Source organism: Tahibacter aquaticus (assembly GCF_004363655.1).
Lineage (GTDB): Bacteria > Pseudomonadota > Gammaproteobacteria > Xanthomonadales > Rhodanobacteraceae > Tahibacter > Tahibacter aquaticus.
Window position 1 is genome coordinate 436666 of record NZ_SNZH01000002.1, and the last position, 15611, is coordinate 452276.

Consider the following 15611-nt stretch of genomic DNA (forward strand, 5'->3'; position numbering starts at 1 on the left):
ATGAGCCCGCACAACCCCGCGTCATCGCGCCGCCGCTTCCTGCGCCAGAGCCTCGCCGCGCTGGCCGGCGGCGCCGGTTTCTTCGCCGCGCCGCAAAGCCTGTCCCTGCTGAATGCGGCCTGGGCGCAGCAGCCGTCCTGCAGCGGCGACTACAAGGCACTGGTCTGCGTCTTCCTGCTCGGCGGCAACGACGGCCACAACCTGGTGGTGCCGCGCGGCAGTGTGGAATATGCGCACTATGCAACGCGCCGCCGCGGCCTGGCCATCGCGCAGAACCAGCTGCTGCCGATAACGCCGCAGGCGGGCGCGGCGTTTCCGCTCGGCCTGCATCCAGCTGTGCCGGAACTGGCGCAGTTGTTCGAAACGGGAAAACTGGCCATCGTCGGCAACGTCGGCGCCCTGTTGCAGCCGGTGACGCGGCAGCAGTACGACGACCGCAGCGCACGCCTGCCGCCGCAGCTGTTTTCCCATAACGACCAGCAGGCGTTCTGGCAGTCGCTGCAGGCGCGCTCGGCCACCGACACCACGCCGGCCAGCGGCTGGGCCGGCCGCCTGGCCGACCTGGCCCAGCCGCGCTACAACGCCTGCGCCAGCCTGGCCATGAACCTGTCCCTGGCCGGCGCCAACCCATTCCAGGTCGGCCGCGGCAGCGAGGCGCTGAGCGTGGACAGCGGCCAGATCAGCGCCATCGAAACCGACCGCGATCCGACCGCCGCCGCCGTGCTGGAAGCAGTCTACGGCGATGTGCAGAGCAATCTACTGGCCGAGGAATATCGCCGCGCCACGCGCCGTGCCATCGACGACTACGCCGTGCTGCGCAGCGCGCTCGCCGCCGCCGCGCCGCTGGCCACGCCGTTTCCGCCGCCGCCGGGCGAAGGCGATCCGGCCTCGGCGCGCTTCGCCTTCACTCTGGGCAACCAGCTGCGTCGTGCGGCGGAACTGATTTCGGTACGCCAGGCGCTGGGGCATAGGCGGCAGATCTTCTTCTGCTCGCTCGGCGGCTTCGACACCCACGATGCGCAAAGCGCCGACCAGCCGCAGCTGCTGGCCGGCCTGTCGCAGGCATTGGCAGCATTCCACCGCGCCACGCAGGAGCTGGCCGTGGAATCGCAGGTGACCACTTTTGCGGCCAGCGAATTCGGCCGCTCCATGACCAGCAATGGCGACGGTTCCGACCATGGCTGGGGCAATCACTTGTTCGTGCTCGGCGGCGCGGTCGCGGGCCGGCGCGTGTACGGCGCGATTCCGGATCTGGCCGCCAGCAGCGAGGATTTTGCGGCCGACGGCAATCTCATTCCGAAAATCGGCGTCGACCAATACGGCGCGACCCTGGCGCGCTGGTTCGGTATCGAGGATGCCGCTTTGCTCGACGACTGCTTCCCCAATCTGCGCAATTTTGCCCAGCGCGACCTGGGCTTCATGAGCGGGCCATAGGCTGCAACGAGCGAACGTGCACCGCATCGTCGAGGCAGGCGGCTGTGCGAGGGATGGGTTGCGGCCGGCATCGGCCGCCACTTGGGCGGCCGATGCACTGCACGATCTCGCGAGAGATTACGGACAGGTCGTCACGCTGCCATGCAGTGGCGTGCCACCCTGCACCTGCGGCGACACGGTGCTCGACGTCTCACGGTACAACCGCGCGTAACAACCCCCTATTCCTGCGATGTAGGAACGCGCGACGTTGTCGACAAGCACCGTTTCGTGGGTCAGGTTCGAGAACTCGACACCGTTCATGCCATTGCCGTAGGCACCGCTGTTGGCCAGGATGGTCGAGCCGTAGAAGCCGTCGTTGGCGTTGAAGCTGGATTCGGCCAGCGACAGCAAACCGCTGTCGGAGAAGACGCCGTCGACGCCGTTGAGCGTCGAGACGATCTGCCGGCCATTGAGACGGCCATTGCTGTAGATGCCGTATTCGCCATTGCGCGATACCGACAGATTCTCGACCCCTGTTTCCAGCGACAGGAACAGGCCGACCGAACCGTTGAGATAAGCCTTGACGTTACTGACCTGGCCGCCCTGGTCGACCACGTACAGGCCGTAGTCGCGGTTGTGCGCGATGACCAGATCGCTCAGCTGGTGGCCCGAGAAAATGTGTTCGGGATTGGCATTTTCGCCCCAGACGCTGATGCCCTTGCCCGTGCTGCCGATCACCGAGCCGTTGCGCACGCGCGCATGGGGACCGACGATGTCGATCAGCGCGAGTTCGTCCGCTTTTGTAAAGTGGCAGTCGTTGCCGGTCGATGGCAGGCCGAAGTTCGCTTCACAGCGGTTGCCGCCGTCGACGGTGAAACCGTTGAGGTTCAGCGACACATTCCTGCCGCTGATCGTGATGGCGCTGAGTCCGGCGGAATTCAGATTGCTGCCGAGAATGTACGAACCCGTCGTGTCTAGCGTCGCCGGAAAGCCGGGTGTATCGCCGGCGGTGATGCCACCGGCCATGACGGATGCCTGGGTGATGACGACCTGGGCCGGTGCGGCAGCGGCGAACGCCAGGCCGATCGCGGCCAGCGACGCGGCGACGGTGTGCTTGCATGCAGACATTGTGTACTCCTTAAAAAAGTGGCGAGGCGAAGGCATACGGTCGCTTACGGACACACAGCCAGCGTACCGACGAAGCCGGTGCCGGCGGAGATGGCGGGAGGAGGGGGATTCGTGTTTCCGACGAGTACGTGCAGATTCGCGTAACAGCCGCCGCTGGGCGGGGCGACGTAGCCGGCGTCGGTGTTGAACGTCGCGCTGCTCTGGGTGAGCATCCGCGGGTAGTAAAAGCCCGCTCCGCGGTTGGCAGAGGCGCGGCTGAAGCTGACAGCCGCCAGACCGTAGAAGCCGTCGGCGCCGTTGAGCGAGGCTTCGATCTGCGTGGCCGATCCGCTTTCCATGACGAGGCCTACGCGACCGTTGTAAGTGCTGATGACCTGCCTGGCGACACTGGAGCTACCGGTTTCGATGCCCATGCCGTTGTTGCGCGAAGCGCGCACGCTTTCGATCGAGCCTTCCTTGGCGAGCAATATGCCGCCCTTGCCGTTGAAGGTCGCCAGGACGTTGCGCACGACCGTGCCGTCGTCGGACGAGCGGATACCGTAGCCGAGGTTGTTGACGATCTGCAGATCCTCCAACACCGTGCCGCCGGGTTCCAGCGGCGAACTGGCAACCTGGATGCCGTCACCGAAGCTGCCTTCGACATAGCCGTCGTGTACATGAGAAAACGGCGCCTCGATCAGGATCAGTGGAGCGGTCGGCGCGCCCACGCAGGTATTGCCCTGATCGTTTGGACCAAGGAAATCGCAGACGTTTGTCGCCATGACGCTGAAGCCGTTGAGGTCGAGATCGACGTTCGCGGCGGTGATATGGATAGCCGTGTGCGGCTGCTCGGAGAGCGGCCCCATCAGGTTGCCGGTCAGTTTGTACGCGCCCGCTACGCTCAGCGTGGCGGGATAGCCCGGCGCATCGCCGGGCGTGATGCCGCCGGCGAGGACGGCGCTCGAGTCGATCGTGACCTGGGCCTGCGCAGCGGTAGCGGCGAAGCCCGCGGCGATCAGCGCAAGACACAGAGGGGACATACGTTTCATAAGTACTCCTTGTCGTGGGGGTGAAACAGCGGCGGCAGTGCAACCCGGCCAATACGCAAGGACGCCGGGTCAGGCTGCATCGGAAGGTCGGTGGGTGCGGACGCGGCGCGATACCGGCGCTCTTCTGCCGTGCGCCGGGAGAACACCGGCGGTGTGCCATTGAGGCGAAGCAGTAGTTCAGATCCTGAGACTGCCGCTGCGGCGGCGTCGAATTCCGCCCTTCCCGGCGCCCGTGTTTACGCGGAGCTTTTTCCAGGCGGCGAGCAGGGGTGCGCCAGACCAGACCTGCCGTATCTGCTGCGCTCGGGTGGGGTCGTCGTCATGACACGCGCCGCACCCGGCGCGGGTGGCCAGCGACGCTGCGAGGAGCGTATCGGGCAGCTGCGATCTCGTAGCGATGTATAGGGCTCGATGCAGCGCGGCGCGGCAACCCCCAAGTCATCCAGCAGCTGCGGTAGTGCGAGCGCGGGCAGCTGAGGCGTATCCGTCCGGCGGCGCTATGGCCGCACCGGTGGCCTGTTTCGATGTGACGGCGACAGCGCGGCCGCCGCGCGCAGGTTCAATTCCGGCCCCGCGCAGCGGTGCTGGCGGCGTTCGCATCCCAGCGCTCTTTTGCCGCTACGGCGAACAGCAGTGCGACCATCACGGCCAGCACATTCACGGCCAGGATGAAGTCCGGGTTGCTGGTCAGGCGGAAATCCATGGACAGGCCCAGGCGCAGCAGGTAAAGCGCATCCGGCTGCCTCAGGCTGAAAATCTGCAGCCCCCAGAACACGGTGCCGGCCAGCAGCACGGCAAACGTCGGCCGGAACAGTTTCCAGACCAGCACGGCCGCCAGCATCAGCAACACCGCCAGCAGCGACACGGCAACGAACAGATAGCCTGTTGCGCGTACCTGTTCGTTCGCCAGCATGGGCACGATGACGAAGATGCCGACGACCAGGTTGACGGCCGTCCAGGCGTGCAGCAGCCATTCCAGCGGGGTCTTGTCGATGCGGCGGTGCAGCATGGGAGATTCCGGCAATGCAGCGAGGGTAGCGAGGGCGTCGCGCTGGCGGCCAACGGCACCGGGTGTGGCAGCCATTTCCTGGCGGATAGACGCCAACCGGAGTCTGCCGCCTTGGCGTCGTATTCGCGAGCCCCGCAGCGCCGGAATGGACGTCGCCGAATGGCAGCCGCGCCTTAGCGATGCCGCAATTGGCTGCGCCATTGGCGGAAGCGGACCTGTGTGCCAATCGCACGCCTTATTTTGCCGTGCAAATCCCCGCCGCATCAGCGCCGGCGCCCGCCGCGGTTGGTCCCGGCTGCTCTGCTAGACTGCGCGCCGCCGTAAATCGCAGGAACTGCCGTGTCTTCCCCCGCCGCTTCCACGCCCGTGCGCCAGGCCGCACTGGTGTTTATTTTCGTGACCGTGCTGATCGATGTGCTGTCCTTCGGCATCATCATTCCGGTGCTGCCGCAGCTGATCAAGCAGATGGCGGGCGGCGACACGGGCGACGCGGCACACTGGGTAGGGCTGCTCGGCACCGTGTTCGCCGTCGTCCAGTTCGTCTTCAATCCGATCCAGGGCGCCTTGTCCGACCGCTTCGGCCGTCGCCCGGTCGTGCTGATCTCCAATCTCGGCCTGGGCCTGGATTTCGTGCTCATGGCCCTGGTGCAGACCCTGCCCTGGCTGCTGCTGGCGCGCGTGATCTCGGGCATGACCTCGGCCAGCTTCAGCACCGCCAATGCCTACATCGCCGACGTGACGCCGCCGGACAAGCGCGCCGGGGCCTTCGGCATGATCGGCGCGGCGTTCGGCATCGGTTTCGTGCTGGGCCCGGCGCTGGGCGGCCTGCTCGGCGAAATTGACCTGCGCCTGCCGTTCTGGGTGGCCGCGGGCATGGCCTTGCTGAATTTCTGCTACGGCTTTTTCGTACTGCCCGAATCGCTGCCGAAAGAACGGCGCACGCCGCGCATCGACTGGCGCCGCGCCAATCCTGTCGGCGCCGTGCTGCTGTTGCTGCAGTATCCGCAGGTATACGCCCTGGCCGTCGTCGTATTCCTTTCGCAACTTGCGCACTATGTGCTGAATACCACTTTTGTACTGTATGCGGACTACCGCTACGGCTGGGGGCCGCAGGAAGTCGGCTATACCCTGGGCGTGGTCGGCATCTGCAACAGCATCGTGCAGGCCGTGCTGGTGGCAAAAATCGTGCGCCGCTACGGCGAGCGCAAGGCGATCCTGGCCGGCCTGTGCTTCGGCGCGATCGGCTTCGCCTGGCAGGGGCTGGCGACTACCGGCCTGCTGTCGCTGCTGGCGCTGCCGTTCCTGGCCCTGTGGGGCTGTGCCGGCCCGGCCAGCCAGGTGCTGATGACGCGGCAGGTCGATCCGCACGAACAGGGCCGCCTGCAGGGTTCCCTGTCCGGCCTGGTCAGTTTCTCCGGCATCATCGGTCCGGGTTTGTATACAACGATATTCGCCTGGGGCATCAGCACCGACAAGGGCTGGCACCTGCCCGGCGCGGCGTTCCTGCTGGCGGCGGTATTGCTCGCCGTCGCCGTGGTAGTGGCCTGGCGCGCCACGCTCAACCTGCGCGGCTACACGCCGCCGGCAGCGGCGGCCGGGCCGGACCACGCCGCGTGAAGCGCTGCCTGGTCGCTGCCGTTGCGCTGCTGCTGTCCGCGCCGCTGGCGGCGCAGTTCGCCGACACCACGCGCGACTACCTGCGCGAATACGACCGCGACGGCGACGGCCGCGTCAGCCTGGGCGAATACCAGGACAAGCTCAGCGACGTGTTTCGCCAGATGGACCGCAACGGCAACGGCATCGTCGACCTGGACGAGTTCGATCCGGCCGTGGTCGGACCGAATACGCGGCCGATTTCCCTGGCCCGCCATCGCGCCCGCCTGGCCGAGGTATTCCGCCGCCAGGACGTCAACCGCGACGGCTATCTCGACATGCGCGAACTCGGCGCGCCGCCGCGCTGAACCCGCCGGTGGCGGGCATACCCCGGCGGGTTCGCCGCAGTGCCGTCAGTGCGGACCGTCGCCGTCGACCAGGCGCAGGGACGCCGGCTGGCCCGGCGCCGACAGCGGCACCTCGTAGGGATCCCAGGCCACGCCCAGGCCGGCCAGCCAATGCCGCCGCACCGCACGGCGCGCCCGCCACAGCGCGCCGGCGCATTGGCTGCGGCGTTCGCGCAGCTGGCCGACGCGCTGGGTCTGCTCGGCCTGCTGCAGCCATTGCCGGGCCAGCTCGCCGTCGTCGTCGCACCAGTCTGCCAGTGCGCCGTCGATCAGTGCGCGGGCGCGGCGCAGTTCGTCCGTCGCCGCGGCCAGATAGTCGAAGGCGAGCAGCTGTACCGCATCCTCGATGCAGTCCAGAAGTTCCAAAAGTGAATCCGTATAGGGAGTGCGCTTGTGCATAAACGTGTCCTCCGCGCTGAGGCGTGCAGCGTGCCGGCGTGGCGTCTCTGCCGCTGCGACCGCGGTGGGTGGCGGTCACAGATTCACTCTGCGCATAGCGGGAAAAAGCGGCGCTGGTCAGGCCGCGGCCGGTCCGGCGGCGGCAGAGCGCCCGCGACTTCCGGCACTGCCGCGCCCGCCCAGATTTGAGAGCATGCGGCCAGGAGGTAACGAAACCATGCTGACTTTCCTGCTCTGGCTGTTGCTGCTGGTGGTGTGCTGGCCGCTGGCTTTGCTGGCCTTGCTGCTGTATCCGCTGGTCTGGCTGATCAGCCTGCCGTTCCGCCTGGTCGGCATCACCTTGTCGGCGGTGTTCGAATTCCTGCGTGCCGTGCTGTTCCTGCCTGCCCGCCTTCTCGGCGCGCGGCCGGCCTGATCAGTCCAGTGCGCAGACGACGCGGTCGCGTCCGCTGCGCTTGGCCCGGTACAGCGCCTGGTCGGTCAGGCGCAGCAGATCCGGCAGGCTGCTGGCATGGCGCGAATCGAAGCTGGCCACGCCGATGCTCACCGTGACCTGCAGCAGCGTGCCTTCCAGCGCCACCGGTTCGGCCGACACGGCCAGGCGCAGCTGTTGCGCCTGGCTGGCCGCGTCGCTGGCGCCCAGGCCGGGCAGCACGGCCATGAATTCCTCGCCGCCGTAGCGCGCCACGAACGCGCCGGGTGTGCCGCAGGCATCGCGCAGCCGCTGCGCCACCACGCGCAGGCAATCGTCGCCGGCAATATGGCCGTGGTTGTCGTTGATCGCCTTGAAGTGGTCGATGTCGATCATCAGCAGACTGAACAGCGGCGAGCCCGATTGCGCTGCCTGCCAGATCGTATCCAGCGACTGGTCCAGGTAGCGCCGGTTGTAGGCGCCGGTAAGGCCGTCGCGCAGCGAGGCTTCGCGCAGCTGGCGGTTGGCCTGTTCCAGCCGCTGCGCCGTGCTGGCCAGTTCCTGTGTGCGTTCGCTGACGCGCTGTTCCAGCAGTTCGCGCGCCTCGCCGGCCATGCGTTCGTTGGCATCGCGCAGCAGGTGAATGCGGTAGGCCAGCGAGAACGACAGCAGCAGCATTTCTGCGGCCGAGCCGAACTGCACGCTGTATTCGGTCAGCACAGTGCGCGCGATCACGCCGAAGGACGACAGCGGCAGGGCGATGCCGCCGGCGATCAGCAAGGTCCAGGCTACCAGGTAGTACCAGGCCGGCCGATAGCCGCGCCGTGCGCAGACCACCGCCGCTGCAGTCACCACCAGGCCCAGCGCGATCACGCCCAGGTTGAACACGATGGTGATGTCGTAGCGCCAGCGCGTGAAGGCGAATACCAGTAGCAGGGCAAAGCCTGCCACCAGATAACGCAGCGTCTGGGCCAGGCGCGGCAGGTGGCGCGGCAGGTCGAGAAAGCTCGCCGCGAACATCACCGTCGTGCACAGCACCGCGCCGATGGCAAAGGGCAGCGAACTGTTCTGCCACTGCGGCGAGTCTGGCCACAGGTACTGGAAGCCCACGCCGTTGAACGCCAGCATCAGCAGGCCGAAGGCGGCGACATAGGCGACGTAGTACAGATAGGTCGCATCGCGGATCGAAATCAGCACCGCCAGGTTGTACAGCAGCAACGCCAGCAGCAGGCCGTAGTACAGGCCCGCGCCGGCCTGGGCGTCGTAGCTGCTGCGGTACAGCTCGTTCGGCGTGTACAGGCGCAGCGGCAGCTGCACGGAGGAGCTGGACTCCACCCGCAGCAGGATCTGCAGCGTCTCGCCCGCGCCCAGTTCCAGCGCCTGGTTCGGATAACGGTGCGGTTCGCTGCGTGCAGAAAACGGCAATGCGTCGCCAAGCCGGGCCGCATGCAGCTCGCCCTTGCCGTCGCGCCACCACAGGTCGATGCGGTCCAGCCGCGGCTGTTCCACCGTCAGCAGCCAGCGCCGCGCCGGGTTGTCGCGGTTGTTCAGGCTCAGCGCAAACCAGAACGCATCGTGGCTGAAACCGTAGCTGGCCGCATCGGCGACCGGTTCGAAGCGGCCGTCGCGCCACGCCTGCCAGGCGCTGTCGACATCCAGCGCATGGGCCGGATCGCGCAGCAGGCCCAGGCCGGGACGCAGGTCAACGCGAAAGCCGCTGTCCTTGCCCAGCACGAACGGTTCCAGCGCGCAGGCAATAACGCTCCACAACAGCAGCACAAGGCCGCTGCCGCAGAGCAGAGTGTGTCGAAAGCCCCCCTTTCGCATGAACCGGATCATAAACGCAGGCCCGGTCGGGCATGCGTGAAGTCCATCGGATGCGGCAGAATGCGCGCCGCTTTGGCCATAATCCGCCCATGTCTGAACCTGTCGACTGCCCCTGCGGTTCCGATTGCCCCTATGCCGGCTGCTGCGGGCCGCTGCATGCCGGCGAGCCGGCGGCCACCGCCGAAGCACTGATGCGTTCGCGCTACAGCGCCTATGTACTCGGCCTGGAGGCCTACCTGCTGGCCAGCTGGCACCGCAGCACGCGGCCCGCGGCCCTGAACCTGGGGCAGCAAAAGCCCGCCACGCGCTGGCATGGCCTGAAGGTGCTGCGCTACCACAGCGTCGATGCAAACAACGCATTTGTAGAATTTGTCGCAAAGTTCAAAGTCGGCGGCGGCAGCATGCAGCGCCTGCGCGAACTCAGCCGCTTCAAGCGCGAAGACGGACATTGGTATTACATTGGCGGCGAGTGGAGCGCCTGAAGCACGGCGGATACGTGTCGCGCACGGCGAATACCCCCTCGGCCGCTCGATGGAACCCACTGGGTCAAGCGGGGCGGCCGAATCCCCGCAAAGCCAGGATTGGGCGGGGTTGTAGAGACCAGCAGCAGGGCAGGGAAGCCACGGTTCCAACGTTTCCCGGCCGTCAAACAGGGCATTGGGCCAGATTTGGGACAATCCTTCCCGAATCGACCCACTAATCAAATCGCTTTCGCATTCCCAAATCTGTCGTCTTCGATCCCGGCCCGCGCCTTGGGGTCCGCACCGCTCCCGCCGGAGCCGGTACGGAATGCGCCCGCCGCCGATCCCGTCATGCCTAAGGTCGGGTTGTCATGAAATCCAGTGTCATCGTCATCGGTGCCAGCGGTGGTATCGGCAGCGGCGTCGTCGCCCGCCTGCTCGCCGACGGCTACGCCGTGGTTGCCGTCGGCCGTCATCGCGACACCTTGCTCGGGCTGGCCGACCGGCTCAAGCAGCCGGCCGAGCTGACCCTGCTGCCGGCCAGCGTGGAAAGCGAAAGCAACGGCCGCGACCTGGTACAGCAGCTGGTCGCCTTGCGCCGCCGCTACGCCGGCGCCGTCGTCGCCATCGGGCCGAACCGCGACTGTGGCCGGCTGATGGACCGCGACGAAGTGTTTCTCGAAGACCGTCTGCACGCCCACGTCGTTTCCCAGTTCACTGCCGCGCGCCACCTGGTGCCGTTCCTGGCGCAGGGCTCGCCCAACGCGCTGTTCCTCAGCATTGCCAGCGGTGCGACGGAAAAGCCCTGGCCCGAGCTGGGCCACTTCTCCATCGCCAGCGCTGCGCTGCGCATGCTGGGCAAGGTCATCCATGCGGAAAGCCAGGCGCTGCCGGTACGCGTGCAGCAGCTCGCGCTGGATGGCCCCGTGCATACGCATCGCAACGGCGACTACGCCGACAGCGAGTGGATCGATGTCGGCCGGGTCGGCCAGGCAGTCAGCGAATTGCTGCAGAACTCCGATGGCACGGCTGCCGTAGTGCGCCTGGATGCCGGCGGCGTAATGCACCCCGTTTTCGAAAAACCGAATTGAAACTGAAGTCCGAAGGAGTGGGTATGAAAACGAACACGCTTCCCGTCTGGCCTGCACTGGCCAATGCCGGCCTGCTGGTGCTGCTGGGCCTGGCCCTGAGCGGTTGCAGCCAGACCGGTGCCACGCCGCAGATGCCGCCGCCGCCGCAGGTCAGTGTCGCCGCCGTCGTGCAGCAGGAAATTGCCCTGTGGGACGAATTCACCGGCCGCATCGAGGCGGTGGACAAGGTCGAAATCCGTCCGCGCGTAGCCGGCTACCTGGAAAAAGTGAACTTCGAGGAAGGTCGCGATGTGAAAAAAGGCGACGTGCTGTTCGAGATCGACGCCCGCGAATACCGCGCGGCGCATGCCCGCGCCGTGGCCGAGGTCGACCGCGCCCATTCCCGCGTCGCACTGGCCCAGCGCCAGCTGGAGCGCTCGCGCCAGCTGGTCGCCAGCAAACTCGTGGCACGCAACGATCTTGACCAGCGCGAAGACGACCTGGCCCAGGCCCAGGCCGATCTGAAGGCCACCCAGGCCGCCACCGAACAGACCAAGCTGAACCTCGATTTCACCCGCGTGCTGGCACCCATCGACGGCCGCGTCAGCCGCGCCATGGTGACGCCGGGCAACCTGGTCAATCCGGGCGTCAGCCTGCTCACCACGGTGGTGTCGGTCGACCCGGTCTACGTGACCTTCGAAGGCGACGAGAACACCTACCTGCGCTACCAGGGCCTGGACCGCCAGGGCGAACGCGCCAGCTCGCGCATCGCCAGCAACCCGGTGCGCATGGGCCTGGCCGACGAAGACGGCTATCCGCACGAAGGCGTGATGAACTTCGTCGACAACGAACTGGACGCCGGCACCGGCACCATCCGCGCGCGCGCCGTGTTCGCCAACAAGAACGGCCAGTTCACGCCGGGCCTGTTCGCGCGCATCCAGCTGCTGGGCAGCGGCAAGCATACGGCGCTGCTGATCAACGACCGTGCCGTGCAGACCGACCAGGACCGCAAGTTCGTCTACATCCTCGGCCCGGAAAACAAGGCATTGCGCCGCGACGTCAAGCTCGGCCGCCAGGTCGACGGGCTGCGCATCGTCAGCGACGGACTGGCCGCCAACGACCGCGTCGTGGTCAACGGCGTGCAGAAGGTGTTCTTCCCCGGCATGCCGGTGCAGCCCTTCGAGGTGCCCATGGACAAGCCCGAGACCGCGCCGCCCGCGCCGGCCCCGGGCGCCGCGGGCGGCAGCGCGCATTAGTCCGGCTGCGCGTTCTGCAGCGCTGCCGCCGCGCCGTGACGGGCGAGGGCCAGATGCCGCCGGCCGGACTGCGCGTCCGCCCGGCCGCCGGCCACCTCGCCGTCAGCAGGCGCCGTGCTTGCCGGCGCTGCCGTTCTGCCGGCCTTAGCTAGTCCGCATCCCGCATTTCGAAGCATTCCCGGTACAGGAGTACAACCGTGGACTTTTCCCGTTTTTTCGTCGACAGGCCGATTTTCGCCGCGGTGCTGTCCATCATCATCTTCGTCGCCGGCCTCATCGCCATCCCGATGCTGCCGATCAGCGAATACCCCGACGTGGTGCCGCCGTCGGTACAGGTGCGTGCCGTCTATCCCGGCGCCAACCCCAAGACCATTGCCGAAACCGTGGCCGCTCCGCTGGAAGAAGCGATCACCGGCGTGGAAAACATGATCTACATGAAGTCGGTCGCCGGTTCCGACGGCGTGATGAGCCTCACCGTCACGTTCAAGATCGGCACTGACATCGACCTGGCCCAGGTGCAGGTGCAGAACCGCGTCAGCCAGGCCACGCCGCGCCTGCCCGAGGACGTGCGCCGCCTCGGCGTGACCACGCTCAAGCAGTCGCCCAACCTGACCATGGTCGTGCATCTGCTGTCGCCCAAGGGCAACTACGACATCACCTACCTGCGCAACTACGCCGTGCTGCATATCAAGGACGAGCTGGCGCGCATTTCCGGTGTCGGCCAGGCCCTGATCTTCGGCGCCGGCGACTATTCCATGCGCATCTGGCTCTATCCCGACCGCGCCGCTGCGCTGGGCCTGACCGCCGGCGACGTGGTGCGGGCGATCCAGGACCAGAACCTGCAGGTGTCGGCCGGCTCCATCGGCGCGCCGCCGCAGAAATCCGCCGCGGAAGTGCAGTTGTCCATCAATACCCAAGGCCGCCTTGTCACCGAAGAGGAATTCGGCGACGTCGTGGTGAAAAGCGATTCCGCCGGCAATATCACCCGCCTCAAGGACATCGCGCGGATCGAGTTGGGTGCTTCGGAATACGCCCTGCGTTCGCTGCTGAGCAACCAGCAGGCCGTAGCCATTCCGATCTTCCAGGCGCCGGGCAGCAATGCCATCGCCATGTCCGATTCGGTGCGCGCCAAGATGACCGAGCTGGCCAAGCAGTTCCCCGAAGGCGTCACCTGGGACGTGGTCTACGACCCGACCGTGTTCGTGCGCGATTCGATCAAGGCCGTCATCACCACCTTGTTCGAAGCCATCGCCCTGGTCGTGATCGTGGTGATCCTGTTCCTGCAGACCTGGCGTGCCTCGATCATTCCGCTGCTGGCCGTGCCGGTCTCCGTCGTCGGTACCTTCGCCGTGCTGTGGATGCTCGGTTTCTCGGTCAACGTGCTGACCCTGTTCGGACTGGTGCTGGCCATCGGCATCGTGGTTGACGACGCCATCGTCGTGGTGGAAAACGTCGAGCGCAATATCGAGGAAGGCCATGCGCCGCTGGAAGCGGCCCACCGTGCCATGTCGGAAGTGAGCGGCCCCATCGTCGCCATCGCCCTGGTGCTGTGTGCGGTATTCGTGCCGATTGCCTTCATCGACGGCGTCACCGGCCAGTTCTATCGCCAGTTCGCGGTGACCATCGCCATTTCCACCGTGATCTCGGCGATCAACTCGCTGACCCTGTCGCCGGCCCTGGCCGCCGCCCTGCTCAGGCCGCACGGTGCGCCCAAGGATCTGCTCACGCGGGCCATTGATGGCGCCTTCGGCTGGCTGTTCCGGCCGTTCAACCGCTTCTTCCGCAGCGCCAGCGAATCGTATGCCCGCGGCGGGCGTCCGGCGCTCAAGCGTGCGCCGCTGATGCTCATCGTCTACGCCCTGCTGATCGGCCTGACCGTGGTCGGCTTCCGCGCCGTGCCGGGTGGATTTATTCCCACCCAGGACAAGTTGTACTTGTTCGCCGGCGTGAAGCTGCCCGAAGGTGCTTCGCTGGACCGCACCGAAGCGGTGATCCGGCGCATGAGCGCGATCGCGCTGGAAAACCCCGGCGTGGCCAACGCGGTGGCGTTTCCGGGCCTCAACGGCCTGCAGTTCACCAACACGCCGAACATGGGCACGGTATTCCTGCCGCTGAAACCGTTCCACGAGCGCGACGGCCTCAGCGCCGAGCAGATCGTGCAGCAGCTCAACGGCCGCTTCTTCGGCGAGATCAAGGAAGGCCTGGTGTTCGCCCTGATGCCGCCGCCGGTGCTCGGTCTGGGCAATGCGGCCGGCTACGAGATGTACGTGCAGGACCGCTCCGGCCAGGGCTATGGCGAACTGACCCGGCAGATCGAGGCACTCAGCCACACCTTGATGCAGACGCCGGGCTTCGAGCGTCCGATCAGCTCGTTCCAGTCCAACGTGCCCCAGCTCACCGCCGACGTCGACCGCACCAAAGCCAAGGAACAGGGCGTGGCGCTGACAGATTTGTTCGAAACGCTACAGGTATACCTGGGTTCGCGCTACGTCAACGACTTCAACCGTTTCGGCCGCACCTACCAGGTGATCGCCCAGGCCGATGCAAGCTTCCGCGACGAAGTCAGCGACATTGCCAACCTGAAGACGCGCAACGCCGCCGGCGACATGGTGCCGATCGGCAGCGTGGTGAAGGTGGGCCAGACCTACGGCCCCGATCCGGTGATCCGCTACAACGGCTATCCGGCCGCCGACCTGCAGGGCGGCATCAATCCGCACCTGATGTCCTCGGCCCAGTCGGTGCAGGTGGCCGGTGCGCTGGCGCAGCAGATGCTGCCCAACGGCATGAGCTTCGAATGGACCGGCCTGACCTACCAGCAGGTGACCCAGGGCAAGGCCGCGCTGCTGGTCTTCCCGCTGTGCGTGCTGCTGGTCTTCCTGGTGCTGGCGGCGCTGTACGAATCCTGGTCGCTGCCGCTGTCGGTGATCCTGATCGTGCCGATGTGCATGCTGTCGGCGATTGCCGGCGTCTGGCTGACCGGCGGCGACAACAACATCTTCACCCAGATCGGCCTGGTGGTGCTGATGGGCCTGGCCTGCAAGAACGCCATCCTGATCGTGGAATTCGCGCGCGAGCTGGAAATGAAACAGGGCATGACGATTGTCGATGCGGCACTGGAAGCCTGCCGCCTGCGCCTGCGTCCCATCCTGATGACCAGCCTGGCCTTCATCATGGGCGTGCTGCCGCTGGTATTCGCCCACGGCGCCGGCGCGGAAATCCGTCACGCCATGGGCGTCACGGTATTCGCCGGCATGCTCGGCGTGACCGTGTTCGGCCTGTTCCTCACGCCGGTGTTCTACGTGATCATCCGCAAGCTGGCCACGCGCGGAAAACCGGCAGTGCCACGCGTGGCGAAGCCGGCCGTGGCGCATTGAAGACCCGATAGCCGTACGCGTGTTGCCTGAAGCAGAACGCCCCGCCTTTGCGGGGCGTTCTGCTTTTCACTACTCGCCCGGCCGAAGCCGCCGCCACTGCCGTACGCAGCCGCGTTGGCTGCGCCATACCGGCGACCTTCAAATCGCGGCACACTGCCGCATCTTGGCCCGACCTGCAGGAGTCGACGATGAGTACAGTCCTGGTCACCGACGGTTCGGGTTTTGTCGGGAGCC

The 15611-nt window shown here is 66.6% G+C and carries 13 protein-coding genes; 8 read left to right on the forward strand and 5 right to left on the reverse strand.

Going from position 1 to position 15611, the window contains the following annotated elements:
- Positions 1–1434, forward strand: coding sequence for a DUF1501 domain-containing protein (locus DFR29_RS04700; RefSeq protein WP_133817407.1), 1434 nt, complete (start codon positions 1–3; stop codon positions 1432–1434).
- Positions 1435–1551: 117 nt separating this feature from the next.
- Here the strand turns inward: DFR29_RS04700 and DFR29_RS04705 are convergent, their stop codons facing one another.
- The 3 genes from DFR29_RS04705 to DFR29_RS04715 form a co-directional block, all read right to left on the reverse strand.
- Complete coding sequence (locus DFR29_RS04705; RefSeq protein ID WP_133817408.1) at positions 1552–2541, reverse strand: hypothetical protein; 990 nt, start codon at positions 2539–2541, stop codon at positions 1552–1554.
- A gap of 44 nt (positions 2542–2585) precedes the next feature.
- The gene (locus tag DFR29_RS04710) at positions 2586–3569 is read right to left on the reverse strand and encodes a right-handed parallel beta-helix repeat-containing protein (protein ID WP_133817409.1); all 984 of its coding nucleotides are present in this window, start codon (positions 3567–3569) and stop codon (positions 2586–2588) included.
- A 559-nt stretch (positions 3570–4128) separates the two neighbouring features.
- The gene (locus DFR29_RS04715; protein ID WP_133817410.1) at positions 4129–4578 is read right to left on the reverse strand and encodes a hypothetical protein; all 450 of its coding nucleotides are present in this window, start codon (positions 4576–4578) and stop codon (positions 4129–4131) included.
- 339 nt (positions 4579–4917) lie between these two features.
- Between DFR29_RS04715 and DFR29_RS04720 the strand changes: the two genes are divergently transcribed.
- A complete protein-coding gene (locus DFR29_RS04720; RefSeq protein WP_133817411.1) occupies positions 4918–6195 on the forward strand; it encodes a TCR/Tet family MFS transporter in 1278 nt (425 codons plus the stop codon).
- Entirely contained in the window at positions 6192–6539 is a 348-nt protein-coding gene (locus tag DFR29_RS04725; RefSeq protein ID WP_243745955.1) for an EF-hand domain-containing protein, read from the forward strand. The genes DFR29_RS04720 and DFR29_RS04725 overlap by 4 nt, the downstream gene beginning before the upstream one ends.
- A 45-nt stretch (positions 6540–6584) precedes the next feature.
- Here the strand turns inward: DFR29_RS04725 and DFR29_RS04730 are convergent, their stop codons facing one another.
- Positions 6585–6977 carry a hypothetical protein gene (locus DFR29_RS04730; RefSeq protein WP_133817412.1) on the reverse strand — a complete coding sequence of 131 codons (393 nt, stop codon included), beginning with the start codon at positions 6975–6977 and terminating at the stop codon, positions 6585–6587.
- 217 nt (positions 6978–7194) lie between these two features.
- Between DFR29_RS04730 and DFR29_RS04735 the strand changes: the two genes are divergently transcribed.
- A complete protein-coding gene (locus DFR29_RS04735; RefSeq protein ID WP_133817413.1) occupies positions 7195–7392 on the forward strand; it encodes a hypothetical protein in 198 nt (65 codons plus the stop codon).
- On the opposite strand, the gene DFR29_RS04740 is transcribed toward DFR29_RS04735, so the two are convergent.
- Positions 7393–9216: a sensor domain-containing diguanylate cyclase gene (locus tag DFR29_RS04740; protein ID WP_166653875.1), complete on the reverse strand. Its 1824-nt coding sequence runs from the start codon at positions 9214–9216 to the stop codon at positions 7393–7395.
- A gap of 89 nt (positions 9217–9305) precedes the next feature.
- On the opposite strand from DFR29_RS04740, the gene DFR29_RS04745 reads away from it, so the two are divergent.
- The 4 genes from DFR29_RS04745 to DFR29_RS04760 all read left to right on the forward strand — a co-directional run bounded on the left by DFR29_RS04745 (position 9306) and on the right by DFR29_RS04760 (position 15377).
- Positions 9306–9698 (forward strand): YchJ family protein, encoded by a 393-nt coding sequence (locus DFR29_RS04745; RefSeq protein WP_133817415.1) that lies wholly within the window; start codon positions 9306–9308, stop codon positions 9696–9698.
- A gap of 350 nt (positions 9699–10048) precedes the next feature.
- Complete coding sequence (locus DFR29_RS04750; RefSeq protein WP_133817416.1) at positions 10049–10768, forward strand: SDR family NAD(P)-dependent oxidoreductase; 720 nt, start codon at positions 10049–10051, stop codon at positions 10766–10768.
- Positions 10769–10791: 23 nt separating this feature from the next.
- Positions 10792–12003, forward strand: a complete 1212-nt coding sequence (locus DFR29_RS04755) for an efflux RND transporter periplasmic adaptor subunit (protein ID WP_133817417.1) — start codon at positions 10792–10794, stop codon at positions 12001–12003.
- 197 nt (positions 12004–12200) lie between these two features.
- Entirely contained in the window at positions 12201–15377 is a 3177-nt protein-coding gene (locus DFR29_RS04760; protein WP_133817418.1) for an efflux RND transporter permease subunit, read from the forward strand.
- The last annotated feature ends 234 nt before the right edge of the window (positions 15378–15611 follow it).